The following is a 23985-nucleotide window of genomic DNA, read 5'->3' on the forward strand; positions in this document are numbered from 1 at the left end:
TTTACTCCTTGATAAGCTTATCGCGTCTTTGCTCGTAAGCATCGCGTAAAAATGGATAAAGATCAATAGCATCTTTTCTTAGTTTTTCATAAGCAGTTGGATCTTGTGAAAAGCTGTTAAACGCCCTATATGACTTGATGCCAGCTGACAAAAGCCTAGGATCAACGTAGCTAATAGGATCGGCAAAATAGTCTCCAACTAGGCCTCCAGTATCTCTTAAATTTGATGGTCCAAGCAAAGGCCAAACGATGTGAAAACCGCTGCCAAGCCCCCAATATCCAAGCGTTTGTCCAAAATCTTCATCGTGAGCTTTGAGATTGTAGTATTTTGCTCCGTCTGTTAGTCCGCCAAAGCCTATTATCGTATTTGCTAAAAATCTCAATGTCTCTTCGCCAGCATTTTGAAATTTAAACTGAAGTAGATTATTTACAAAGCGAACCGGGAAAAGCAGATTGTCAAAGAAATTTGAAACCATTGTTCTAGCCGTTTTTGGTACAACGTAGGCGTAGCCTTTTGCCACTGGAGTTAGCATATTTACATAGATAAAGTCATTTGCATGCGTCATAATTCTATTGTAGCCACTAAGTGGGTCAAAAACATCTTTTCCTGCTTCAAATTCAACATCAAATTCATCGCTTTCGCTATTCGTATTTATGTCCGTATTAGCACAGGCTAAAAGCAAACTAAAAAAGATAGAAAGCAAAAATTTCATACTAAGCCTTATTTTTATTTATAAAATGTAGCTCGATTTTATCTTTTAAAAACTTTACAAGAAATTAAGAGAAATTTATAAATTGGCTTAAATCTTTAAGCTTAAGGATTAATATAATTAGATATACTTCACAAATTATTCTCCAATATAGTAAAGGTAAAAATTTTGAAAGCAGATATAAATTTAGAACTATTTTTAGGCGAAGATACACAGGTTTTAGCTAAACATATTACATTATTAAAGGCCATAAAAGAGACAAAAAGTATCACAAAAGCAGCGGAATTGGTTGGTATATCATATAAAAATGCTTGGGACTGTCTTGATACGATAAATAACAAAAGTAGCAAGCCGCTTATTATTAGAGCTGATGGAAATAAAAAAAATAGTGGCTCTGAGCTAAGCGAGTATGCCAATAAACTGATAAAAATTTATGATGCCATTCTTGAGACCCAAAAGGATTTTTTACAAAAAATTTGTCAAAAAGTAGATTTTGAGGATGTAGATATTATAAATCTTCAAAGAATGAATATGAACTTAAGTGCTAGAAATCAGCTCTCATGTGAGATTATTAGCATAAACCGCGGTGCGGTAAATTCTCAAATAGTTGCAAAACTAAGTAATGGCTGTACGCTTGAGTCAAACATTACAGTCGAGAGTGAGAAAAATTTAGGACTAAAAGTTGGACAAAAAGTTATTTATATTTTTAAAGCTCCAGCTGTCATTTTGGCTAAGGATCTAGATATAAAAATAAGCACAAAAAATCAATTAAAAGGCGAAGTGATCGAAGCAAAGATAGGTGCTGTAAATGCCGAAATCACTTTAAAACTAAGCGATGAGCAGACTTTAACTGCCATCATCACAAAAGATAGTGCTATCCAGATGAAAATAGGTGTTGGCGATACACTTTTAGCAATAGTAAAATCATCTCAAATCATTATAGGAGTTTAAATGAGAAAAGTTTTTAAATTTTTATGTGTGGCAGCTTTGCTTGCCATAAACGCATTTGGCGCTGAAGTAAATGTATATGCTGCTGCAAATACGACATATGCATTTCCTGAGCTTATAAAAGAGTTTAACAAGCTTCACCCAGATGCTAAGATCAACTTAACCCTTGGTGCAAGTGGCGGTCTTGTTACACAGATCCAAAACTCAGCTCCAGCTGATATATTCATGGCTGCTGATATGGGCTTTGCACAAAAAGCCTATGATACAGGCTTTGCAAGCACTGAGCCAAAAGTTTATGCACAAGGCGCTGTTGCTATTTTTTCTATTAGAAATGTTGATTTCAAAAAAGGTATTGAGGTTGTTCGTGGCTTAAAAGCGATCTCTATCGCAAATCCACAAACTGCACCATACGGCAAAGCTAGTATAGAGGCTCTTAAAAACGCAAAGCTTTATGACGAAGTAGAAAAAAATATCGTTTATGCTCAAAAAATTTCTGAAACTCTATCTCAAGCATTAAGTGCTTCTGATGTAGGTTTTATCGCTGCTAGCGCACTTTTTGATGAGAAAATGTCAAAATACAAAGAGGGCGTCAACTACATCCTTGTTCCACAAGAGCTATACACTCCGATCGATCAAGGTATCGTTCTTCTAAAACATGCTGAAAAAAATGATGATGCAAAAGCATTTTATGAGTTTATCTTAGGTGATAAATCAAGAGAAATTTTCAAGAAATTTGGTTACAACGTTCCAGCTAAATGATAAGAGCAAAGATCGTTGGAATTTTAACTAAAGATGACGTTAGCTTATTTGAGCTAAAGGGTCTAAATTTAGAGGCAAATTTATTTATGCTAGTCTTGAATGAGGCTAGCAAATTTGCCTTAGATGATGAGATCGACTTAGGTTTTAAAAGCTCCGATGTTATCTTGGCAAAAGACAAACTAAGTAATAACTCGCTTGAAAACGAGCTAAAGTGCGTGATTGAAGCTATAAATTTTGGTGAAATTTTAAGTGTTATTAGCTTAAAGTGTGGTGAAATTTACTTCGAAGCTATTATCTCAAATCACGCATTAAAAACCATGAACGTAGGTAAAAACGATGAAGTCTTTGCCTATATAAAATCTACAAGCATTCACATAAGTACACAAAAATGATAGAAATTTCTTGTAAAAAAGAGCTAAATGGCGGTGGCGGAAAATTTTTACTTGAGGCCGACCTTAGTTTTGAAAGTGGTGATTTTGTCGCACTTTACGGGGCAAGTGGCGGCGGAAAGACCACTATTTTAAGGTTGATTGCCGGTTTTGAAACGCCACAAAGTGGTTTTATAAAGGTTGGGGATAAAATTTTCTTTGACGATAAGATAAATTTGGCTCTGCAAAAGCGAAATATCGGCTTTTTATTTCAAGATTATGCATTGTTTGAAAATATGAATGTCTTTAAAAATTTACTCTTTGCAAAAGATGACGTAAGCCTAGCAAATAAACTTCTTGATATCTGCGGTCTAACAAGTCTCAAAAATGCAAAGATTAGCACCCTTTCTGGTGGCCAAAAACAACGCGTAGCACTTGCTCGTGCAGTTATGAGAAGGCCTGAAATTTTACTACTTGATGAGCCACTAAGTGCACTTGATAATGCTATGCGTGAAAAATTACAAGATTATCTGCTAACACTTCACGACGAATTTAAGATGAGTATTGTCTTAGTAAGCCATGATATCGCAGAAATTTATAAGCTTTGTAATAAAGTCTTCGTTCTTGAAAATGGCAAAATTTCAAGATCTGGCACAGCTAGTGAGATATTTTTAAAGACTGCTGGATCTCAAAAAATCGCCTTCAATGCTAAAATTTTAGAGATAAAAAAATGTGATGCGATCTTCGTAGCAAACGTACTGATAAACCGCCAAATTTGTGAAGTTGTGCTAAGCAACAACGAAGCAATGAATCTAAAAGCTGGCGATATGGTGGTAGTTAGCACAAAAGCATTTAGCGTAAATTTGGAAAAAGCATGATAGACGAGTTAAAAAATATCGATTACGAACCGTTTTGGCTATCACTAAAATTATCTTTTATAACAACTTTTATTTTATTTTTTGTCTGCATCGCACTTGCCTATTTTATGTCTCAAAAGAAATTTTTTGGCAAGTCGTTTTTAGAGTCGATAATCTCACTACCGTTGGTATTGCCGCCAAGTGTTCTTGGCTTTTATCTGCTCATTTTTCTTTCACCTTATTCCACCTTTGGTAAATTTATCGAAGAAATTTTTGGGGTTAGATTAGTTTTTAATTTCACAGGTCTTGTTGTGGCAAGTTGTATCTATTCATTGCCATTTATGTTTGGTCCGATTTATGCTGGACTAAACAGCCTAAAAAAGAGCCTTTTTGAAGCGAGTTATAGCCTTGGCAAAAACAAACTCACGACTATTTTTAGAGTAATTTTGCCAAGCATTAGATCAAATTTATTAACAGCTACTGTCGTTAGCTTTGCTCACACCATGGGTGAGTTTGGTGTTGTTTTGATGATAGGTGGTAGCGTAGCTGGAGAGAGCAAGGTCGCAAGTATTGCGATATTTGAAGCGGTTGAAATGCTTGATTATACCAAGGCTCATGTCTATGCACTTTTGATGTTAATAATTAGCTTTTTTGTCCTTTTTATAGTTTATCTTTTAAATTCTAAAAAAGCTTAAGACAAAGCTTATAGAGATATAATAGTAAAAAATTTTAAAGGATGAAATATGATAAACGTGCCTACAAGTATATATTTAAATACCCTAGACGGTAAGGAATTTGATTTTTCTGCCTTTGCAAGGACACACGACTGCGTTATTTTTATCTACCCAAAGATAGGCGATGACTTTAGTCTTTTAAGTGAGCAACTGCAAAATACTGCAGGCATGAAGGGCTGCACCAAACAAGCGATAAACTACAAGAAATTTTTAAAAGATTTTAACGATCTTGGTTTTATGGTCATAGCTATTGGCTCCCAAGATATCGCAGCTCAAAAGAAATTTCAAGAAGAAACTTCAGCTGGAGTTATGTTTTTAAATGATAGTGAGTTTATGCTTGAAAGGGCGCTTGAGCTTCCAGTTTTTTCTGCGTCAAATGGACATAAATTTTATTTTAGACAAACACTTATCATAAAAGATGGCAAGATAAGGCGCGCATATATAGTGGATGATCCAGAAAATGATGCTAAAAATATACTAGAAAAAATCAAAGAAAAAGACTACTAGGAGTTAAAATGAGTCAAAATAGCAAAATCGAAAAGTCTTATAACGAGCTAACTTATAAATCAATAGCTTTTGCACAATCATCGCCTTATAGGCTTGAAGCTTGTGCTACACTTCTTGGCATAACTCCACCGCCATGCGAAAATGCAAGAGTTTTAGAAATAGGATGTAGCTTTGGTGGAAATTTGATCCCATTTGCAGTAAATAACAAAAATGCAAAAGTAGTTGGTATAGACCTCAGTGGAGAGCAGATAAGGCGTGGGCAAGAGATCGTTAAAGAGATGGGGCTTACAAATTTAGAGCTTATACACGGCGATATTTGTGAGTTTAAGAGCGATGAGAAATTTGACTACATTATCGCTCATGGCGTTTTTAGCTGGGTACCTGACTTTGTAAAAGAAGCTATATTAAAAGTTGTAAGAGAGAATTTAAGTGCAAATGGCGTAGCATTTATCTCTTATAATGTTTATCCTGGTTGGAAAGTAAAAGACATCGTAAGAGATATAATGCTGCTTGCTGCAAAAGACAAAGAAACAATGCAAGAGAAGCTAAAAGCGGCTAGAGAGGCGCTTTTAGTTTATAAAGAGTATTTGCTAACAAGAAATAAAGAAGTTTATGAAAATAAAATACCGCTTACTATGCTTCTATTTACAATAGAACATGTGCTTTCAAAAGATGACTTTTATATTGCTCATGAATTTTTAGAAGATGTAAATAATCCATTTTATTTCAAGGATTTTAATGCCATGCTTGCCAAAAATGAGCTTGCTTATCTTTGCGAATATACACTTGATGATATCTTTGTTCCAAACATTGGCATAGCCACGGTAGATGAATACAAAAACAATAAATTTAAAGATAGGATCGATTTGGAACAGTTTATGGACATAGTTAGCAATAAAGTCTTCAGACAAAGCCTAATAGTCCACAACAAAACTTACGAGGGCATAGCCAATAAGCAAATAGGCCCAAGCGATATCAATAAAATTCACGTTGTAGCAAATTTTACAAAGAAAGGCGATGAGTGGCAAGACAGTTGCTCTGTTATGCCACAAGACATATCATGGCTTTGTGAGGTCTTTTATAAGATGTATCCAGGCAGTATAAACCTTTCTCAGATTTTAGAAATTTTACCAGAAGATAAACTCATGGTTTATAGCGCCTTTGTAAGAATTTTAACAAACTCATCTGATGCAATGATCTTAAAAGATGAGCAAAAAAATATCGAGTATAAGCCCGGATACTCAAGACTTAGCGTAAATTTAACAAACTATGTAAAGTATTTTTTAAATCATAAAAATAACGCTGATGTTGCTTTTGCTAATAAATTTAGCGTTTTAGGGAAATTTAATACCGTCGATTATTACATACTTTTGCTACTTGATGGCAAAAATAGTTTAGAAGAAGTAGCCGCAAAGGCTTTGAAATTTATCAAAGAAAGCAACGAGAATATATTGGATATAGATGGGAAAGTACTTAAAAAAGATAAGGTTGCTGCAAATATAATGAACTATGTGCTAGGTACAGCAAAAATGGCTAGTACGTTTTATCTATTAGAAGAAATTTAATTAACAGTTTTAAATTTTACTTTGCTTATATAGTTGTGTGATTTTATCTTTTAGATTTAGTGTGTTTTTTGAGAGAGCTATGAAAAATGGACTTTTTAAATCAGCAAGCTCGTAGCTCATCTCTTTGCTACTATTAGCGTCAAATACTTTTCCGCCACAAAAATTTACGAGCGCTTCCCCTGCTGCATTGTCCCAAAGATAGCTTGGCGCAAATCTCAAATAAGCTCCGCCAAATTCAACCAAACGGCAAAATTTTATGGCTGAACCGATGCACCTTTGCTCAAAATTTAAGCTCTGTCCTATAAATTCTATCTCTTTGGCATCGCCTCTTCTACTTGAAAAGATTAGATTGTCTAAATTTTTATCTTTTTTGTTTAGATCAACTCTCTTTATGATTTCATCATTATCATCTAAAATTTCTTTAAAAGCGCCATTTTCATCAGCATAAAAAAGCTCTTTACTAACTGGGATAAATATCACGCCAAGCACCGGCTTAACCTCTTTTATAAGCGCTATGCAAACGCAAAATTCGCCGTTTCTAGCTAGAAATTCTTTCGTGCCATCAAGTGGATCTACGAGCCAAAACTCATCTTTGTCGCTTTCTTGCAAGATACTCTCTTCAGAGCAAATTTTTATCCCGCTTTTACTTAGCTCTTTTAGTATTGTTTCATTTGCGACTAGATCAGCGCTAGTTAGTGGTGAGCTGTCATCTTTTAGGCAGACTTTAAGAGCCGTATTATCTGCAGAGTAAAATTTCATTATTTGCGCTCCAGCATTAATGGCTGCTCTTTTAGCTAAATTTAGAAGCTCGCTCATTTTGGTGTTCTGTTTGTCTCTCCAACATAAAGCTGTCTTGGGCGGACGATCTTTATCGTATCTTGCTCTTTTAGCTCGATCCACTGGCTAATCCAGCCTGGAGTCCTGCCGATGACAAAGATGACGGCAAACATATTGTTTGGTATGCCAAGCGCCTTTAGGATGAGCCCTGAGTGAAAATCAACGTTTGGATATAAATTTCTACTCACAAAATAGTCATCATTTAGTGCGATCTCTTCGATGCGGTTTGCGATTTTAATAAGCTCTGAGTTAATACCTATCTCATCCATAAGCTGATCTCTCATTTTTTTGAGCACTTTTGCGCGAGGGTCAAAATTTTTATAGACCCTGTGACCAAAACCCATTAGCCTAAATGGATCGTTTTTATCCTTTGCTCTAGCGATGTATCTATCGACGTTTGCAACCGAGCCGATCTCTTCTAGCTGGCGGATGACACCCTCGTTTGCACCGCCATGAGCCCAACCCCAAAGCGCTCCGATACCTGCACTTATACATGCGTATGGGTGAGCATGCGTTGAGCCAACGGTTCTAACAGTCGTTGTTGAAGCGTTTTGCTCGTGATCTGCGTGCAGCATAAAGACCGTGTCAAGTGCTTTTATCTCGATTGGCTTAAGATCTACGTGCTCGTATGGATAGCCCCTCATCATATAAAGAAAATTCTCAGTAAAGCCACGATCTAAATTTGGATAGATGATAGGAAGGCCGCGTGAGTAGCGGTAGCTAAATGCAGCTATTGTTGGAATTTTAGCGATTATACGCATGGCCATTTCGTGATACTCTTCAGGTTTATCCATATTTAGATGATCTGAGTAAAATGCACTTAGGGCCGAGACCGCTGCCTGCAAGATCGCCATAGGGTGAGCTTTATCTGGAAATGCGTCAAATAGCTTCATCATGCCCTCATGTATGAAGCTTCTTTTTTTAAGCTCGGTTTTAAAATTTATATACTGATCATTTGTTGGAAGCTCTTTGTTTAAAAGTAAATATGCCACGTCTAAAAATGTCTTATTTTCGGCCAAATACGCGATATCGTAACCTCTATACATTAGCTCGCCTTTTAAGCCGTCTATATAAGTTATCGCTGAGCGACACATCGCAGTTGAAGTATAGCCTCTATCAAAAGTAAACATTCCAGTATCACTAAAAAATGTCGAGATGTCTATCACGTCAGGTCCCATAGTGCCTTTTAGTATAGGAAACTCATAACTCTTGCCGGTCCTGTTATCAGTTAGCGTAGCTGTATTTGATGACATTTTTACTCCTTACTTCTTGATTGCATTAGAAATTTTATAATTATTGTCCCTATTATAGCTTGAGCTAGGCTTGCTAGGATAAAAGATGAGTAAGAATAGTCACTTATCTCACCTGATCTGTGTGCGATAGTAGCAACTGCTACTAGAAGTGTTAGTGGCATGGATTGTGAGAGAGAAAACAAAAATATCCCCTTAAATCCTAATTTCCCTACAAATAACACACTTGAAAAAAGCCTTGTGGTAAGCATCGCACAAAATATAAAAATAGCATCTTTTATCACTTCATTTGAGCTTAGGCTTGAGAGCTTAAAGGTTGAGCCTATGTGTATAAAAAATATCGGTACCAAAAAACCAAATCCAAAGCTTGAAAGCTTGTGCGGTAAGTCTTTTTTATGATCAAAAAATGTCGCTATAAACATACCTGCGATAAACGCGCCAAAGGCGACCTCTAAATTTAAATAAAGCATAAGTGCAATCATTGAAAAAAATACAGCAATGCTTAGCCTAATATCTTTTTCGTCCTTGTCGTAGTGTGGCATAAGGATCACTTTAAGCCCAGGATACCACCAAAAAAGCACATCTAAAATTTTAAAGCTAAGTACGCTGATGGCTAAAAATAAGATCAAATAGCCAATCGTTAGCCATAAATTTATGCTAGCTCCAAACTGCAAATAGGCTGCTATAAATGTCAAAAGTGTAATGCTTATAAGCTCACCAATAGTTGCAATAAGCATGCTTAAATTTAGCCATTTCACATCTCTGCCATATTCTTTAAATAGCGTAAATATCATGCCAACGGCCATTATCGGGATAATGATAATATAGAGCAAACTAAGATCAAAACTAAACGTAAGTGCAGTTGCTAGCGAGTAAATGAGCGCAAGATAGATAAGTCCTAGGCGCAAAATTTTGCGGTCAATGTTTATAAGCATTCTAAGATCGATCTCCATGCCGGCTAGAAACATCAAAAAGAAAAAGCCAACTTCGCTAATTAGCTTAAACATCTCATTCTCGCCGACAAGCCCGATGTAGCTAGCTAGTGCTCCAAGTATTATCTCAGCAGGAGCGACAGGAATGCGTAAAATTTTAGAAATATAAGGCGAAGCAAAGACGATAAATGCCAAAACGACAAGAATACTAAGCTCGCTAGCTTGATGTAACTGCAAAAAGATCCTTAAAATAAAAATATTTGATTGTATAAAAAGCTTTGTTATTTTTTGATTAAGCTAAGCGATTTTTGGGCAAAATGGCGACAAATTTTTAAAAATTTGGAGTGCAAATTTATGCGTAAATTTCTATTTTTTGTCTTGATGTTTTTTGGAATTTTTAGCTTTGCAGATGAGCTAAGTTTAGTTCAAAGTTTTAAATTTGATGGAAGCATTTTTTATAAGAAAAATACAGCCAAAGATGAGAGCTTTTACTTTTTAAAAAATGAAAATTTTGATGAGCATTTTGTAGGCTTTAGAGTGAAATTTGACAAAAATATAAAAAGTGAAAGTATGCTTGTTGAGCTAAAAAGAAAGATAAAAGAGGCTAAAGAGGTGCTTTATAGTGAAGAGAATGATCAAATTTTAGCTCTCATAAAAGATGAAACTAGCAGTAAAAATATAGAAATAATCCACTTTTTACTTAAAAAAGATGGAGTTTTAATACTTTCATATGAGAGAATTTATGATCCAAAAACTCTGGTAGATGGGCTTAAGCCTGTACTTTTAAGTGAAGCTAGAAATTTTATGCTTCAGATGCCAAAGGTAGAAGCTAGGTAGAAAGGTGGATGTGGCATGTTTTGCACTGCATGCGGTTTTGTCAAATTTCATCAAATTTTAATAGCCAATTCTTGTGAGTGAATGAAATTTAAAATTTGCACATAGATTGATGAAATTTTTACTTAAAGGGGAACAAAGGGGCTTGAATTGCGTAAGTCGCCCACTTGTCCCACTTTATATCCCCCAATCCCTTAACACGCTCAAAATGCACGCAATAGTGCTGGAGCACTGAATGCGGTTAAAACCCTATCAAATTTAAAATTTATGAGCAAGCATATCATGGCTCTAAATTTAGTGCTAAACGAAGCAAAGCCCAAATTTAGCAGTCTGCTATGGTAAGCGAGTAAAGTTTTAAAATTTGTAAAATGGCACAAACAAAGCTATTTTACTACACACCTTAAAAAACTCACAAATTTTTGCCAAGCAAAATGCCAAGATAGCTTGCAAGCAGGCAAAGGCTAAGGTTTAAAAAGATATTTAAAAAGCCTTTTACCAGCTCGCCTTCTAGTAAAAATTTCACGCTATCAAGACTAAAGCTAGAAAATGTGGTAAATCCACCAAGTATACCAACAACGAGAAATACCCGCGCGCTTTGGTTTAAATTTAAGCAAAATAAAACGCCGATAATAAAACTACCAAGCACATTTACGCCAAGTGTGGTTAGTGGGAAATGGCTAAATTTTAGGAGCTCGCCAGCCAAAGACCTAAAACCAGCTCCAATGAAACCTCCAAGTCCTGCAAGGAAAAAATTTGTAAACATTAAATACCTAGTGGCAAATGCTAGCAAAGTCAAATCCACGCCTTTTAAGCTCTTCTATGTCTTTGCTTGCCATCTCGCCTTTTGCTGTCAAATAGTCACCGATAACGATCGCATCTGCGCCATTTTCAAAGATCTCGTACTGTCTATCGCCTAAAATTTTCTCTCTGCCACCAGCTATCATGACTCTAGTTTCTGGAAGAGCGCTTTTGGTGTCACGTACGATCTTTAGAGCTTCATCCACACTAAGAGGGGGCAGATCAAGACTTAGAGATTCATTTTTTATGAAAAAATTTATCGGCGATGAAAATGGCTCAAGCTCTTTTAAACTAGCTCTAAAGCTCACCCTGTCAGCCTCACTCTCGCCAACGCCGTAAATTCCACCAGTGCAAAGCATGAGCCCAGCCCTTTTTGCATCTAAATTTGTCTGGTATCTCTCGTCCCAAGTGTGCGTTTTACAAATTTTTGGGAAAAATTCTCGGCTTGTTTCAAGGTTGTGGTTGTAGCTAAAAACGCCAGCTTTTTTAAGCTCGCTAAGCTGCTCATAAGTCGCCATGCCGTTACATGCGATGAGCATCAAATTTGGCACTTCTTTGCTCACGGCTCTTGCTAAAGATGCGACATAGTCGGTCTTTTTGTCATTAAGCCTAGCACCGCTTGTGACCAAACAAAAGCCAAGAGCGTGGTTTTTATAAGCCATTTTGGCCTCGTCCACCACCTGCTGCACGCTTTTTTCTTTAAATTTTGAGATATCGGCACCAGCTTTGGCACTTTGTGTGCAATAAGCGCAGTCCTCGGCGCAGTTTCCTTGAGTGACTGAGCATATCGCACAGAGCATAATTGTTTTCATTTTTTATCCTTTTTGGGGCGTATTATAGCTTTGATAGGTTTAAAATTTAAGTAGGATGGTTTATAAAATTGCAAAAATAGTTTGATGAAATGTATAAATTTATTTTTATTCAAAGGGGGACAAGGGGCTTGAGTTATGGTTTACTTGTAGCTGCGAGCTAGCGAAGCAAAGATCCGTCCCTTTATCCTCATTTAAATCCTCTAAACCCTTTGCACGTTAGAAGTGCATGCAATAACGCTTTGCACCGTATGAGTTCGTATATCTATAAATTTTAAAATTTCATGAGCGAGTAATTTCGGCTCTAAAATTTAAGCTAAGCTATAAGCGAAGCTAAATTTTAGTAGTCAATTCTTGCAAGTGAATGGAATTTTAAAATTTGCTCCACAATATAAACTTATTAAAAACTATGCGAAAAGCTTAAATTTTTATGACATTACTTTCTCTTATAAATTTCCGCTCTCTCTTTTAAAAGACCAGTTTTTAAATTTGGCAAAGCGCTAAGTTCGCCAAAAAAGTGCGTACTGCGATGTGAAGCTACCATCTGACTAAGTGTAGTTGATGACGAGGTTTTGCCCTTTATGCTGCTAAGCTTAGCGGTGGTGTCAAGCATTTAAATTCCAAATTTATAAAAGCCAAATTTAGGCTCAAGGACTCAAATTTGGCTAGAATTTTTTAGTTTTCAGAGATAAGGGTCTTTTTCTTACATTTTGTGCACTCTATAAATGTGCCCTTTTTAAGCTCCTTTTTTATCATATCGCCGCCGCACTCGTCGCATTTTTGTGCGACTGGCTCGTAGTTTGAGATGAAGTCGCATTTTGGATAGTTGGCACATCCATAAAATTTACCACGCCTGCTAAATCTCTCGACGATCTCGCCGCCACATTTTGGACATGGCACATCAAGCTTTTTAAGCTCACGTTTTGGCTTAGCAGCCGCAGTAGTGCTGGCCTCTGTGCTCTTTTCATTATCTTTTGCGACATTTCTTGAGTATTTGCATTTTGGAAAATTTGAGCAAGCGATAAACTCGCCGTATCTGCCCTTTCTAAGCACTAGTTCGCTTCCGCACTCTGGGCACTTCTCGCCGATAGGAGTGGCTGTCTTTAGGCTTTTTATGCCAGTTTTGCCAGCGCTGATTTTTTCCATAAATGGATAGTAAAAGTCGCTTAGCACCTTTTGCCAGTCAGCCTTGTCAAGTGCGATTTCATCGAGCTTTTCTTCAAGATGTGAGGTAAATTCGCTATCAACTATATTGCTAAAGTGCTCTTCCAAAACGCCTATCATGCTAAATGCGATCTCGTTTGGTATGAGCTGCTTTTTCTCGACTCTCACGTAGTCTCTTGAAGTTAGCAGTGTGATAGTCGGTGCATAGGTACTTGGGCGGCCGATGCCTAGACTCTCTAACTTCTTAACAAGGCCAGCTTCAGAGTATCTAGCTGGTGGCTCGGTGAAGTTTTGCGTGCTTTTTATGCTTTGCAAACTCATCTCGTCGCCCTTTTTTAAATTTGGCAAAATTTTATCTTTATCAAGCTCGCCATAAACCTTGTAAAAGCCGTCAAATAGCACCTTTCTACCACTTATCTTAAACTCACCTTTTTCGCTTGCGACATAGACATTTTGCGTTTGGCTCACACATGCGCTCATTTGACATGCTAAAAATCTATTGTAGATGAGCGTGTAAAGTTTTAGCGCATCTTTTTCTAAAAATTTAGCAGCGATCTGTGGTGTAAAGCTTAAATTTGTAGGGCGGATCGCTTCGTGAGCCTCCTGTGCGGCCTTCGAGCTTGTCGTGTAGCTTATTGCCTTAGCTGGTAGATACTCTTTGCCGTAGTTTTGAAGGATATGCTCTCTAGCGGCTGCGACGGCTTCTTTGGCTAAATTTAAGCTATCTGTTCTCATATAGGTGATCGCGCCCATGAAGCCCTCATGAGTTTGTACACCTTCATAGAGACTTTGAGCGATCATCATGGTCTTTTTAGGGCTAAAGCCAAGACGGTTACTCGCACTTTGCTGAAGTGTTGAAGTCATAAATGGCGGGCTTGGCTGGATCTTTCTATCCTTGCTCTCGATCTCACGGACGCTAAATTTCTCATTTTGTAAATTTTCAATGATGTATTTTGCACGGTCTGGATTTTGGACAGTGAGCTTTTCGATCTTTTGATTTTCAAATTTAACTAGTTCAGCGTCTAGATCTTTTTTAAAAAATGTATCGATCGTGTAGTATTCAACTGGCTTAAATGCCTGAATTTCACGCTCGCGGTCGACTATTATTTTTAGGGCTGCACTTTGCACACGGCCAGCGCTTAAGCCTTTTTGTATCTTTAAATTTAAAAGCGGACTTAGCTTGTAGCCAACTATGCGGTCCAGTAAGCGCCTTGTTTGCTGGGCATTGACGCTATTCATATCGACACGCCTTGGGCTTTTTAGAGCATTTTGTATGGCGCTTTTAGTGATCTCATGAAAGACGATGCGAGGAAGGCTGGTTGGCTCTTTGCCGATAGCATTTGCGATGTGAAACGCTATGGCCTCACCCTCTCTATCCTCATCGGTCGCGAGGTAAATTTCATCTGCACCCTTGGCGAGCTCTTTTATCTCTTTTACGATGGCAGAGTGATCGCTGCTGACGCGGTACTCTGGGGTAAATTTATCATCTTCTATCTTGATGCCAAAGCTAGTTTTTGGTAAGTCTCTGATGTGACCTTTTGAGGCGATGACGTTGTAGTTCTTGTCTAGGAAATTTTTTATAGTCTTCGCTTTTGCAGGCGACTCTACGATGATTAAGCTTTTCATTATATATGGCCTTTGTATTTTTTGGCGTAATTGTAGCAAAAATAATTTTTAAAGTATCAAGGCATAAAAAATCAAGCCCAGGGTCTATCTTTTAAAAATTTTTCATTCATACCTATAAAGTTTTTAAAAAATTTCACGATATAGTTTTTGTGCGACATGAAGTCGTAACTAAAAAAATTAAAAGGATTTACAATGAGTTTTCGTATTAACACAAACGTAAACGCACTTAACACACACGCTAACGCAGTTAGCAACAACACTGACCTATCTAAGTCACTTAACAAACTTAGCTCAGGTCTTAGGATTCAAACAGCTGCAGACGATGCTTCAGGTCTATCTATTGCAGATAGCTTAAGAAGTCAAGCTTCAGCTTTAGGTCAAGCTATTGCAAACGGTAATGATGCTATTGGTATCATTCAAGTTGCCGATAAAGCTATGGACGAGCAGCTAAAAATTCTTGATACTATCAAGACAAAAGCTACTCAATCAGCTCAAGACGGCCAAACAACTCAATCACGCCAAGCATTGCAAGCTGATATCGTTCGTCTAATGGAAGAGCTTGACAATATCGGTAACACTACTTCATTTAACGGTCAGCAACTACTAAACGGAACATTCTCTAATAAAGAATTCCAAATAGGTGCTTACTCAAACCAAACTGTTAAAGCAAGTATTGGTGCGACTACGTCTGATAAGATAGGCCTTACACGTTTTGAGAGTTCAAAATTACTTACCGCAATGGGTAAAATAAATCTTAAATTCTTAAACGTTGATGGTGTAAATGATGTTGGTGTTACAGCTGCTACTGTTGGAACAGGCATCGGTGAAGGTCTTGGTGCTCTTGCTGAGAATATCAACAAAGTTGCTGACAAAACTGGTGTTAGGGCTACAGCTGATGTTACTTGGAAAGCAAGTGCTGCTATCGCTGGCGGTTTAATTAAATCTTTAACGATTAATGGTGTTAAAATCGGCGACCTAGAAGTTAAAGCAAATGATTCAAATGGTGCACTTGTAAATGCTATAAATTCTGTAAAAGATCAAACTGGCGTTGAAGCTTCTGTTGATGCTGAAACAGGTAAAATGGTACTAACAAGTCGTGATGGTCGTGCTATAGTTGCAACTGGTACAGACATTGATAAAGGACTTGGCGGAAAAGGTAACAATTTAACAAAAGGCTTTGTTGGAAGACTAAATTTGGTTCGTCTTGATGGTAGAGACATAAAGATGTCTGCAGAGGCTACATTTAAACTATCAGTAGCATTCTCTACTGATGGTGGTGCTCAACAATCAGTGTCTCTAAGAGATGTAAGGGGTCAAATAGATAAAAACCTAGCAACTGCTATGGGTTTCCAAAGAATGAGTACAGCTTTAACAAAACCTCAATCTGCTGGCGTTATGACACTTCGCGGTGCGATGGCTGTTATGAGTATTGCTGAGTCTGCTCAAAAAACACTAGATCAAATTCGTTCAGATCTTGGTTCAGTTCAAAACCAACTTCAAGCTACAGTTAATAACATTACTGTAACTCAAGTTAACGTAAAATCAGCAGAATCTCAAATTAGAGATGTTGACTTTGCTAGCGAGTCTGCTAACTTCTCAAAACATAACATACTAGCTCAATCAGGTGCTTATGCTATGAGTCAAGCAAACAGCGTACAACAAAACGTAATGAAGCTTCTACAATAGTAGGAGCTGAGTGAAGTTTCCTCGAAAACGTAATGAAGCTACTACAGTAGTTAATTAAGGTTTTAGTGAGGCTTTGTTGTAGTCAAAGCCTTAGAGTGTTAATGCTTTTACAATACGCAAACCCACGCCCCAAAGCTAAGCTTTGGGGTTTTATATACTAAAATAATATAATTAATGTATCTATTTTATCTTCTTTGATCTAGGGTTTTAAACATGATAGAGACTTACTAAAACTAGTAAACCAACTTGTAAGTAAAATAATTTTACTTACAAGTTGGTTTATATACTCAGTATAAAATTTTCTTTCGCATTTTCTATCTCGTTTTTAGTTATTATTTTTCTTTTTTTAAGCTCAGCAACAAGAGTTTTTGAAGCTTTTTTAGTAACTTCAATATCAGCATTTAGACCTCCAGCTGCAGAGAACATCCAGTATTTGTGCATATTTACCCACATAAGAAGTTTGTTAGTCTTTTGGATGGTTGTGTCACTTGGTGCTACAGAAATTTTTGCAAGCTCAAGTTCTTGATAGTAGACTGAAATTTGCAATATATTATCTACATATTTTTGATAATTACGTTTTGCAATTACATCTTTTAGCTTATCTATTTTTTTTGTTATTTTAAGAAGTTCGCTAAAGTGCTTTTTTGCTATTTTGTTTTCTTTGTTAAGCTCAAGTAACTTATCTATACTAGGCACTACTTCTAAAAAGACTTTTTCTATTTGTTGTTTGACTTCACTTTGAGCTTTTATTTTTGCAAGTATGACTTTATAGGCTTTTAAAAGGTTTTTATTTACCGTCGTTTCACTATCTTTTTTTATATTAGGCAGTTTTTTAATCTCTTTGTCTTTGCAAAGCTCATGCATTACTTCTAAAAACGGCCTTTCTATAGTTCCTTCTATTCTAGCACCACCTTCGGTACAGTTATATGATTTTATATTCTCTAAGCTTGATTGGGCGATGTCATTTTCAAACTGGTTTTTAAATAGAGTCCAAACATACGTTGTTTTAACCTCTCCCTCTCCGCCATAAGCTTTAACAAATATATTTTCATCCGCTTGTGCAAAAGCGTGACCTTTTGCATGGCTTGCTCCATCTTTACCAAAAGCTAGATCCTGTCCTATGAAAACGATATTTTTATGTCCTAAGACATAGGCTAGTTGGTAGGCCATGTTTGCACAACTATGCCCCACACCCAAATATCCATATCTTTTTAGGCCAAACATATACTCCTCTTGTTGAGGTCTCATGGTTAGTACTAGTTTTCTTGGCAAGATATTTTTAATAGTTTGCTTGTGTGTAACTGAGGCAACGATAAAGTGTATATTGTCATCAATATTTGGATGTTTTTTTTCAAAAAAACTAGAAGTTGGTTCTATTCTTTCAATCGACATTACATAATCAGGCTTGATATCATGCCTTGCAAGGATTGGGTAAGAGGCATCAACGCTTATAATGCTAACATATGGAGCAAATTTCTTAAGTGTATTAAGCTGTTTATCTAGGCTTGGGCCAGTTGATACAATTATAGCCGTATCCATAAGACCATATCTTTTTTTAACAAGACTTGTGTAGCAGTAATTGCTAATCATAGGCACTAAATTTTCACAATTTTGTCTTGTGCCTAATAAAAGATCATCTATGCTATTGCCGTGAGCAACTACTATTTGAGAAAATGCTCTTGTAATCTCTTTGTTTATTCTTATGTAGTCTTCTTCAAATTGATCATAAAAAGGCATATGAATCATAAGATTATCATAGGTTTTTGCATATGAGTTTAGTTTCGCTTCCGTAACCAGATAATAAAAATGTGTATAGGTTGCAAATTTTGAATAAAAAAGTATTATTTGCCCACTTTCTAGTTCATTTGATAGATCAATGACATTTAAAACAAGATATATGATCTCGATCTCTGGCTCTATAACTACTATTTTTTGGTGCGTTTCATTTTTTGCTAATGCTTTATAGAGTACGCCATTGCCTAGTCCATAAAAAAACAGTATCGGATAACGTTTGTAGTCACTTTCTATATCTTCAAGTAGCTTTAAAATGTCTGCTCCAGGATTTTCATAGATATATTTAAAAGTATGCTTGTTTATTAAATTTATATCAATCGGGTCTTTTCCTATAAAAATTTCATAATTTTCATTGCCAGTTATAGACCAAAGCCTGGCTGCTAGAATTTCATCTTGTTGAAAAAGTGCTTGAAGATTTTTTTGAAAGATAGGATTTTGGATATTTGATACATTGTCTTTAGATGGTTTCGCCTTTTTATTAGATGCCTTATCGTTTTTATTATTCATATCAAATCCTCCTTTGTTAATCTCTCGCTAAAATTTATATCTCTTTTTGCTTTTTTGCCGATCAGCTCTTTTAGAAATTTAGGGTGCAAGCCATATCCTGGGCGCACACTCCTTATATTTTGCTCGCTAAAAATTTCACCCTTTTTTATATCTGCGCTTGCATAAAGTGAGCGTGAAAATCTCCTGTTTAAAACCGCTTTTTCATCTAGCTCGTAGTTTACTTTGCCTAAAAGCTCCTCGGCCTCTCTAACGCATTTTGTCATAAGAGCAAATTCGCTCTCATCAAGACTAAATGCGCTATCAACGCTCTTTACGCTTTTATCAAGTATAAAATGCTTTTCAATTATCCTAGCACCCAAACTAACCGCAACAACTGGAGCTGTCACACCTAATGTGTGATCAGAAAAGCCAACCTCTACGCCAAATTTCTCTTTCATATCAGCTATCGTTTGTAAATTCATGCCGTTTAGCGGTGCTGGGTAGCTTGAAGTGCATTTTAAAAGGGCGATGTCACTATTATCTGCATTTTTACAAATTTGTACCACATCTCTTATCTCTTCTTCATAGGCTATGCCAGTTGAGATGATGATGGGCTTGCCTTTTTTGGCTACAAACTCTACAAAATCATAGTCCGTTACCTCAAAGCTTGCGATCTTATAAGCTGGTGGGTTAAGCTGCTCTAAAAAGTTGGCGTCATCCTTGCAAAATGGACTTGAAAAGCAGACAAGCCCTTCCTCTTTTGCCACTTTAAAAAGCTCAGCATGCCACTCTCTTGGCGTTAATGCCTCTTGGTAAAGCTCGTAAAAATTTCTCCCATCCCAAAGTCCGCCCTTTATGACGAAGTCGTCTAGGCACGAATTTAGAGTCAAACTATCAGGTGTATATGTCTGAAGCTTTATCGCATCAGCTCCAGCACGTTTGGCTGCCTTTATTGTATCTACCGCCGTTTTTAGGCTACCGCTGTGATTAGCAGAGAGTTCTGCTATTATAAAGACCTTTTTTTCTGTATCAAAATTTCCTATTTTCATCCGTTAGTCCGTTTCATTTTTAAGCTCAAGATAGCTAAATTCATTATCTTTTGTGTAGATCCTAAAGCCGAAATTTTCATAAAGTGCGAGTGCTTTTTCATTGTTATTATAAGCTTTTGCCTTTAGCGAGCCAACTTTTAGCGTAAAAAAGCGTAGTCTTTTTATGAGATCAAGCAGCTTTTTGCCCACACCTTTTAGCTCCGGATTTTTATAAACACCAAATTCACAGCTTTGCTTTGTGATATCAACAAAGCTTATCACTCCAATAAATTCGCTTTCGTCCTTTACTAGAAAATAGATCTTATCTTTAATGCTCTTTAATCTCTCTAAAAAAGCAAAATGCTCCGCTTTGCCAACGCTTTTATTTTTCATAAATTTAGCTATACGCTCGTCGTTTCGCCACTTTAAGACCATCAACTTTTGCTCGCCACTAAGCGAGATAAAATTTATAAGCTCAAGCAAATTTTATCTCCCCAGTAAGCTTCATATCCATTTTCTTTGAGCCAAGCAAAGATCTCTTTTTGGTTATCCGCTACGCAAATGGCTTTAAATTTAGCTCCTAAAACATAAGCCTCATTTACAAGCGAGCTTGCTGTTATGATGAGCATTTTGGCTTCGTTCATCAGCTTTGCTACACTTTTGCTATCTATAAAGAGGCTAAAATTTTCGTTTTTACTTGATAGCTCTTTTAGTGCGCTTAAATTTTTATTTCCACTTGTAGTTATGACGGCTGTTTTTAGCCCTTTTAGAAGCAGTTTTTCTGATATTTTAGCGCTTAGTCCAGAGATATCAGTGCCTCCAAGGATAATAGCGTAGTCGTAAATTTTCTCTCGTTTTATCCTAGCTTCTTTATAAAACTCATCTCTAACTAGCAAAAACTCGCTTCCGCAAAAGACCTCGCAGCCTTTTTCTACCAGCTCCTCATATCTTGCCTTTTGCGCATATAAATTTACATTTAAAATATAGTCTGCAAAATGTTTTTCATAAGTATCGTCAAATGATAAAATTTTAACGCCAGTTTTTTCTTTTATAGCTCTTTCGTCTTCAAAGCTAAAGCCGTAGTGATCAATAATAAGAAGTTCAAATTTATTAACATTTATAGGCTTGCAAAGCTCATCTATCTCGTCACTTATTAAGCTAAATTTAGGGTAGTTTATCTCATCAAAAATGTCACCATCTAGCCTCAAAGACGCAAATGAGATGTCGTTAAATTTTTTAGCAAGCAAAAGGTCTCGCCTAATGTGCCCATGCCCTATCTTGCTGCTGCTATCAGCACGCACGAGCGTTTTTAGGTGCGAGAGTCCTTTAAATTCTTTCAATCAAATCTTTCCATTATTTATCAAATAAAGCTTTTTAGCAAACTCAAAATCCTCTATCGTATCGATGTCACAGACTAAATTTCTTGGCAATAAATATGCCTTTGAGTGTGGTGCAAAGATAGCGCTACACTCCAGCCAAGCCTCTTTTTTGCCAAAGTAAAATGCCCCAGCGTCATGAAACGCAGGCTCTAGATCTTGCGAGCGCGTCTTTTCAAACTGCGGATAAAACATACTAACTCTAGCGCTTTCATCAAGCTTTATCGCCCTTTGTATAGGAAAATCAAACGCCGTTGCCGAAAATAGAAATTTACACTCATCTTTTTTAAACTCGCCAGCAGCCTCTTTTAAAATTTCAGCCGTTACAAGCGGTGCTGTAGCATAAAGGCAGCAGACGTCACTAAAGCTAGAATTTACGCGTCTTATCACGTCTTTTATCACGTCGGTGCTGGTTGCATAGTCATCGCTTAGGTTTGCATCTCTAAAAAATGGCACGCTAGCTCCAAATTCTCTAGCCACATTTGCTATCGCCTCATCATCGGTACTTACGATCACTTCGCTAAAAACTTTAGAATTTAACGCAGCCTTGATGCTATAAGCGATCAAAGGCTTGCCTAAGAAGTCTTTTATGTTTTTGCCAGGTATTCTCTTGCTGCCGCCTCTTGCTGGGATTATGCAGATCATTTTTTACTCGCTAAAGCTTTTTAGCACGTCAAAAAGCGTGCTTGCAACAAATTTGGCATCACCCACGCTCATGCCGTGGTGGCACGGTAGGCTAAGCTCGGAGCTATAAAATTTCTCCGCATTTGGCAGTGAAATTTCACCAAGAAGTGCTTTATAAAAGCTAAATTTATATGTTGGCTTATAGTGCACCTGCACGCCAACGCCCTTTTGCAAGAGTGCTTCAAAAATTTGCTCTTTTTTATCCCAAAATTTCTCATCCAAAAGCACTGGATATAGGTGCCTTGAGCTGGTTGTATTTGCTGGGATTGTTATAGTTTTAAAATACTCGCACCCACTAAATTTCTCATCATAAAATTTAGCTATTTCGTTTCTTTTAGCGATAAAGTCGTCCAGTTTTTTTAGCTGACTAAGCCCTAAAGCGCAGGCCACGTCTGTTATCCTGTAGTTATATCCAAGTAGGCTCATGTCGCTATCCCAAAGCTTTGTTTTGGTGATGCCGTGGCTTCTATATAGCCTTGCTAGCCTTGCTAGCTCATTGTCGTTTGTAGCAAGCGCGCCGCCCTCAAGCGTGGTGATAGGCTTTACAGGGTGAAAGCTAAATATACTAATATCAGCCTTAACGCCCACTTTTACGCCGTTTTGCACGCTACCAAGGGCATGAGAGGCGTCATCTATCACTTTTATGCCGTATTTTTTGGCTAAATTTATGATCTTATCTAGCTCCACGGGGTTACCGCCGTAATCAACCGCGGCTATCACCTTCGTTCTTGGTGTGATAAGAGCTGGAATTTTCTCTTCATCGATATTGCCATTTGTTTTTACATCGCAAAATTTGACCTGCGCTCCTGCCATCAAAGCCGCATTTGCAGTGGCTGCAAAGGTTATAGGCGTCGTGATCACTTCATCGCCGTCTTTTACGCCAAGGCTTAGATAAGCCACATGAAGAGCCGAAGTGGCTGAGTTCATGACTACAACATGCTTTACGCCAACATACTTTGCCAGCTCCTCTTCAAATTTACTAACCTTTTGGCCACCTGTTAAGATGTCATCTTTTAAGGCATCAGTGACTGCCTTTATGTCCTCTTCTGTGATCTGCTGACGGCTGTAAGGGATCATTTAGTATCTCCTATCATCTCAAGAAGCCCTGCTCTATCGAGCCAAATTTTATTTGTATTTGAGCTATACTCAAAGTCCTCGCTCACTGGTTTGCCCTTTTGATGAAGAGCATTTGTCGAGAAGTCTTGCGCTGTTAAAAACTGAATAGATGGACTTATCACGTAATAATCATCAAATTCATAGGTTAAATGTGCGTCATCTCTTGAGATCATCATCTCATGCATCTTTTCCCCTGGGCGAATGCCTATGATCCTTACGCCAAGGTCTGGTGCAAGGGCTTTTGCAAGATCTATCATCGTCATTGACGGGATCTTTGGTATGAAAATTTCGCCACCTTTCATCCTCTCAAAATTTTTAAGGACGAAATTTACACCTTGCTCAAGCGTGATCCAAAATCTTGTCATCTTCTCATGCGTGATAGGAAGCTCTTTTTCGCCTTGCGCGATTAGCTTTTTAAAGAGTGGCACGACTGAGCCACGGGAGCCAACGACATTTCCATATCTTACGACACTAAATCTTGTCTTTTTGTCCCCAACAATGTTATTTGCAGCAACAAAGAGCTTATCGCTGGCCAGTTTTGTGGCCCCGTATAAATTTACAGGGTTGCAAGCTTTGTCAGTTGAGAGAGCGATGACCTTACTAACGCCACACTCCAAAGAGGCGTCGATAACGTTTTGAGCGCCATCTATGTTTGTTTTGATGCACTCCATTGGGTTGTATTCTGCGATTGGTACGTGTTTCATTGCAGCTGCATGGATGACGTAGTCTATGCCATTCATTGCGGTTCTTAAGCGCTTATAATCTCTTACATCACCTATAAAAAAACGCATAGCCTTGTCTTTAAATATTTGAGCCATTTCATACTGCTTTAGTTCGTCGCGTGAGTAGATAACTAGCCTTTTTGGCTTATATTTTTTTAACAAAATTTCGGTGTATTTTTTACCAAAACTTCCTGTTCCGCCAGTGATTAGTATTGATTTATCATTAAACATTATTGCGCCCTTTACTAACTATTTTTGGGGTATAAATAGCTAAATCTAAATTGTATTTTATAAAAATTTAAGCAAAAGCTATGCCAAATTTTTAAAATTTATTAAAAAAATTTTTATCTTTCTAGATTCTATTTCGTCAAAATTTCGTTATTGTTTAGGATTTAT

Annotated in this window: 24 protein-coding genes; 9 read left to right on the forward strand and 15 right to left on the reverse strand. The window is 37.1% G+C overall.

What is annotated here, in order from left to right:
• Position 1: 1 nt before the first annotated feature.
• Entirely contained in the window at positions 2-712 is a 711-nt protein-coding gene (locus CYP64_RS03290) for an MlaA family lipoprotein (RefSeq protein WP_103648666.1), read from the reverse strand.
• 165 nt (positions 713-877) lie between these two features.
• Between CYP64_RS03290 and CYP64_RS03295 the strand changes: the two genes are divergently transcribed.
• From CYP64_RS03295 to CYP64_RS03325, 7 genes are read left to right on the forward strand one after another with little or no spacing between them, the layout of a single operon-like run.
• Complete coding sequence (locus tag CYP64_RS03295) at positions 878-1660, forward strand: TOBE domain-containing protein (protein ID WP_103648667.1); 783 nt, start codon at positions 878-880, stop codon at positions 1658-1660.
• Positions 1661-2416 (forward strand): molybdate ABC transporter substrate-binding protein, encoded by a 756-nt coding sequence (gene modA / locus CYP64_RS03300; protein ID WP_103648668.1) that lies wholly within the window; start codon positions 1661-1663, stop codon positions 2414-2416.
• Positions 2413-2808, forward strand: a complete 396-nt coding sequence (locus tag CYP64_RS03305) for a TOBE domain-containing protein (protein WP_103648669.1) — start codon at positions 2413-2415, stop codon at positions 2806-2808. Before modA ends, CYP64_RS03305 begins: the two co-directional genes overlap by 4 nt.
• Positions 2805-3662, forward strand: a complete 858-nt coding sequence (locus tag CYP64_RS03310; RefSeq protein WP_103648670.1) for a sulfate/molybdate ABC transporter ATP-binding protein — start codon at positions 2805-2807, stop codon at positions 3660-3662. The genes CYP64_RS03305 and CYP64_RS03310 overlap by 4 nt, the downstream gene beginning before the upstream one ends.
• The gene (modB, locus tag CYP64_RS03315; RefSeq protein ID WP_103648671.1) at positions 3659-4336 is read left to right on the forward strand and encodes a molybdate ABC transporter permease subunit; all 678 of its coding nucleotides are present in this window, start codon (positions 3659-3661) and stop codon (positions 4334-4336) included. Before CYP64_RS03310 ends, modB begins: the two co-directional genes overlap by 4 nt.
• A 48-nt stretch (positions 4337-4384) precedes the next feature.
• Positions 4385-4882, forward strand: a complete 498-nt coding sequence (locus tag CYP64_RS03320) for a redoxin family protein (protein WP_103648672.1) — start codon at positions 4385-4387, stop codon at positions 4880-4882.
• 8 nt (positions 4883-4890) lie between these two features.
• Positions 4891-6447 carry a class I SAM-dependent methyltransferase gene (locus tag CYP64_RS03325; RefSeq protein WP_103648673.1) on the forward strand — a complete coding sequence of 519 codons (1557 nt, stop codon included), beginning with the start codon at positions 4891-4893 and terminating at the stop codon, positions 6445-6447.
• A 9-nt stretch (positions 6448-6456) separates the two neighbouring features.
• Here the strand turns inward: CYP64_RS03325 and CYP64_RS03330 are convergent, their stop codons facing one another.
• The 3 genes from CYP64_RS03330 to CYP64_RS03340 are packed head-to-tail and all read right to left on the reverse strand — an operon-like array spanning position 6457 to position 9703.
• Complete coding sequence (locus tag CYP64_RS03330) at positions 6457-7263, reverse strand: 3'(2'),5'-bisphosphate nucleotidase CysQ family protein (protein ID WP_103648674.1); 807 nt, start codon at positions 7261-7263, stop codon at positions 6457-6459.
• Positions 7260-8537, reverse strand: coding sequence for a citrate synthase (locus CYP64_RS03335; protein ID WP_084109619.1), 1278 nt, complete (start codon positions 8535-8537; stop codon positions 7260-7262). Before CYP64_RS03335 ends, CYP64_RS03330 begins: the two co-directional genes overlap by 4 nt.
• 2 nt (positions 8538-8539) lie before the next feature.
• Entirely contained in the window at positions 8540-9703 is a 1164-nt protein-coding gene (locus CYP64_RS03340) for a cation:proton antiporter (protein ID WP_103588295.1), read from the reverse strand.
• Between the two features lie 117 nt (positions 9704-9820).
• Between CYP64_RS03340 and CYP64_RS03345 the strand changes: the two genes are divergently transcribed.
• On the forward strand, positions 9821-10303 hold the full coding sequence (locus tag CYP64_RS03345) for a hypothetical protein (RefSeq protein ID WP_103648781.1): 483 nt from the start codon (positions 9821-9823) through the stop codon (positions 10301-10303).
• Positions 10304-10709: 406 nt separating this feature from the next.
• Here CYP64_RS03345 and CYP64_RS03350 read toward each other — a convergent pair whose 3' ends face one another.
• From CYP64_RS03350 to topA, 4 genes are all read right to left on the reverse strand, one after another.
• Positions 10710-11096, reverse strand: a complete 387-nt coding sequence (locus CYP64_RS03350; protein ID WP_258032924.1) for a fluoride efflux transporter FluC — start codon at positions 11094-11096, stop codon at positions 10710-10712.
• Positions 11071-11910, reverse strand: a complete 840-nt coding sequence (locus CYP64_RS03355) for a biotin synthase (protein ID WP_103648675.1) — start codon at positions 11908-11910, stop codon at positions 11071-11073. The genes CYP64_RS03350 and CYP64_RS03355 overlap by 26 nt, the downstream gene beginning before the upstream one ends.
• A 433-nt stretch (positions 11911-12343) precedes the next feature.
• Complete coding sequence (locus CYP64_RS10250) at positions 12344-12520, reverse strand: hypothetical protein (protein WP_258032925.1); 177 nt, start codon at positions 12518-12520, stop codon at positions 12344-12346.
• Positions 12521-12582: 62 nt separating this feature from the next.
• Positions 12583-14700 carry a type I DNA topoisomerase gene (gene topA, locus CYP64_RS03360; protein ID WP_181001681.1) on the reverse strand — a complete coding sequence of 706 codons (2118 nt, stop codon included), beginning with the start codon at positions 14698-14700 and terminating at the stop codon, positions 12583-12585.
• A 189-nt stretch (positions 14701-14889) separates the two neighbouring features.
• Between topA and CYP64_RS03365 the strand changes: the two genes are divergently transcribed.
• Positions 14890-16383, forward strand: a complete 1494-nt coding sequence (locus tag CYP64_RS03365) for a flagellin B (RefSeq protein WP_103648677.1) — start codon at positions 14890-14892, stop codon at positions 16381-16383.
• A gap of 279 nt (positions 16384-16662) precedes the next feature.
• Here the strand turns inward: CYP64_RS03365 and CYP64_RS03370 are convergent, their stop codons facing one another.
• Genes CYP64_RS03370 through pseB form a run of 7 tightly spaced genes read right to left on the reverse strand, consistent with a single transcriptional unit; the run spans position 16663 to position 23820 of the window.
• Positions 16663-18684 (reverse strand): motility associated factor glycosyltransferase family protein, encoded by a 2022-nt coding sequence (locus CYP64_RS03370; protein WP_103648678.1) that lies wholly within the window; start codon positions 18682-18684, stop codon positions 16663-16665.
• Positions 18681-19712, reverse strand: a complete 1032-nt coding sequence (gene pseI / locus CYP64_RS03375) for a pseudaminic acid synthase (protein WP_103648679.1) — start codon at positions 19710-19712, stop codon at positions 18681-18683. Before pseI ends, CYP64_RS03370 begins: the two co-directional genes overlap by 4 nt.
• A gap of 3 nt (positions 19713-19715) precedes the next feature.
• Positions 19716-20174, reverse strand: a complete 459-nt coding sequence (gene pseH / locus CYP64_RS03380) for a UDP-4-amino-4,6-dideoxy-N-acetyl-beta-L-altrosamine N-acetyltransferase (RefSeq protein ID WP_103648680.1) — start codon at positions 20172-20174, stop codon at positions 19716-19718.
• The gene (gene pseG, locus CYP64_RS03385; RefSeq protein ID WP_103648681.1) at positions 20159-21031 is read right to left on the reverse strand and encodes a UDP-2,4-diacetamido-2,4,6-trideoxy-beta-L-altropyranose hydrolase; all 873 of its coding nucleotides are present in this window, start codon (positions 21029-21031) and stop codon (positions 20159-20161) included. The genes pseH and pseG overlap by 16 nt, the downstream gene beginning before the upstream one ends.
• Positions 21032-21712 (reverse strand): pseudaminic acid cytidylyltransferase, encoded by a 681-nt coding sequence (gene pseF / locus CYP64_RS03390; protein WP_103648682.1) that lies wholly within the window; start codon positions 21710-21712, stop codon positions 21032-21034.
• Positions 21713-21715: 3 nt separating this feature from the next.
• The gene (gene pseC / locus CYP64_RS03395) at positions 21716-22828 is read right to left on the reverse strand and encodes a UDP-4-amino-4,6-dideoxy-N-acetyl-beta-L-altrosamine transaminase (RefSeq protein WP_103648683.1); all 1113 of its coding nucleotides are present in this window, start codon (positions 22826-22828) and stop codon (positions 21716-21718) included.
• Positions 22825-23820: a UDP-N-acetylglucosamine 4,6-dehydratase (inverting) gene (gene pseB, locus CYP64_RS03400; RefSeq protein WP_103648684.1), complete on the reverse strand. Its 996-nt coding sequence runs from the start codon at positions 23818-23820 to the stop codon at positions 22825-22827. The genes pseC and pseB overlap by 4 nt, the downstream gene beginning before the upstream one ends.
• Positions 23821-23985: the final 165 nt, after the last annotated feature.

It is taken from the genome of Campylobacter concisus, assembly GCF_002913945.1.
Classification (GTDB): Bacteria; Campylobacterota; Campylobacteria; order Campylobacterales; family Campylobacteraceae; genus Campylobacter_A; species Campylobacter_A concisus_P.

Coding starts and splice junctions, on each gene's coding strand:
- CYP64_RS03370 (WP_103648678.1), bottom strand. CDS start 18,684: ATGAATAATAAAAACGATAAGGCATCTAATAAAAAGGCGAAACCATCT.
- CYP64_RS03290 (WP_103648666.1), bottom strand. CDS start 712: ATGAAATTTTTGCTTTCTATCTTTTTTAGTTTGCTTTTAGCCTGTGCT.
- CYP64_RS03345 (WP_103648781.1), top strand. CDS start 9,821: ATGCGTAAATTTCTATTTTTTGTCTTGATGTTTTTTGGAATTTTTAGC.
- CYP64_RS03335 (WP_084109619.1), bottom strand. CDS start 8,537: ATGTCATCAAATACAGCTACGCTAACTGATAACAGGACCGGCAAGAGT.
- CYP64_RS03305 (WP_103648669.1), top strand. CDS start 2,413: ATGATAAGAGCAAAGATCGTTGGAATTTTAACTAAAGATGACGTTAGC.
- pseF (WP_103648682.1), bottom strand. CDS start 21,712: ATGATCTGCATAATCCCAGCAAGAGGCGGCAGCAAGAGAATACCTGGC.
- modA (WP_103648668.1), top strand. CDS start 1,661: ATGAGAAAAGTTTTTAAATTTTTATGTGTGGCAGCTTTGCTTGCCATA.
- CYP64_RS03355 (WP_103648675.1), bottom strand. CDS start 11,910: ATGAAAACAATTATGCTCTGTGCGATATGCTCAGTCACTCAAGGAAAC.
- CYP64_RS03330 (WP_103648674.1), bottom strand. CDS start 7,263: ATGAGCGAGCTTCTAAATTTAGCTAAAAGAGCAGCCATTAATGCTGGA.
- CYP64_RS10250 (WP_258032925.1), bottom strand. CDS start 12,520: ATGCTTGACACCACCGCTAAGCTTAGCAGCATAAAGGGCAAAACCTCG.
- pseC (WP_103648683.1), bottom strand. CDS start 22,828: ATGATCCCTTACAGCCGTCAGCAGATCACAGAAGAGGACATAAAGGCA.
- pseB (WP_103648684.1), bottom strand. CDS start 23,820: ATGTTTAATGATAAATCAATACTAATCACTGGCGGAACAGGAAGTTTT.
- CYP64_RS03310 (WP_103648670.1), top strand. CDS start 2,805: ATGATAGAAATTTCTTGTAAAAAAGAGCTAAATGGCGGTGGCGGAAAA.
- CYP64_RS03320 (WP_103648672.1), top strand. CDS start 4,385: ATGATAAACGTGCCTACAAGTATATATTTAAATACCCTAGACGGTAAG.
- modB (WP_103648671.1), top strand. CDS start 3,659: ATGATAGACGAGTTAAAAAATATCGATTACGAACCGTTTTGGCTATCA.
- pseI (WP_103648679.1), bottom strand. CDS start 19,712: ATGAAAATAGGAAATTTTGATACAGAAAAAAAGGTCTTTATAATAGCA.
- CYP64_RS03325 (WP_103648673.1), top strand. CDS start 4,891: ATGAGTCAAAATAGCAAAATCGAAAAGTCTTATAACGAGCTAACTTAT.
- CYP64_RS03365 (WP_103648677.1), top strand. CDS start 14,890: ATGAGTTTTCGTATTAACACAAACGTAAACGCACTTAACACACACGCT.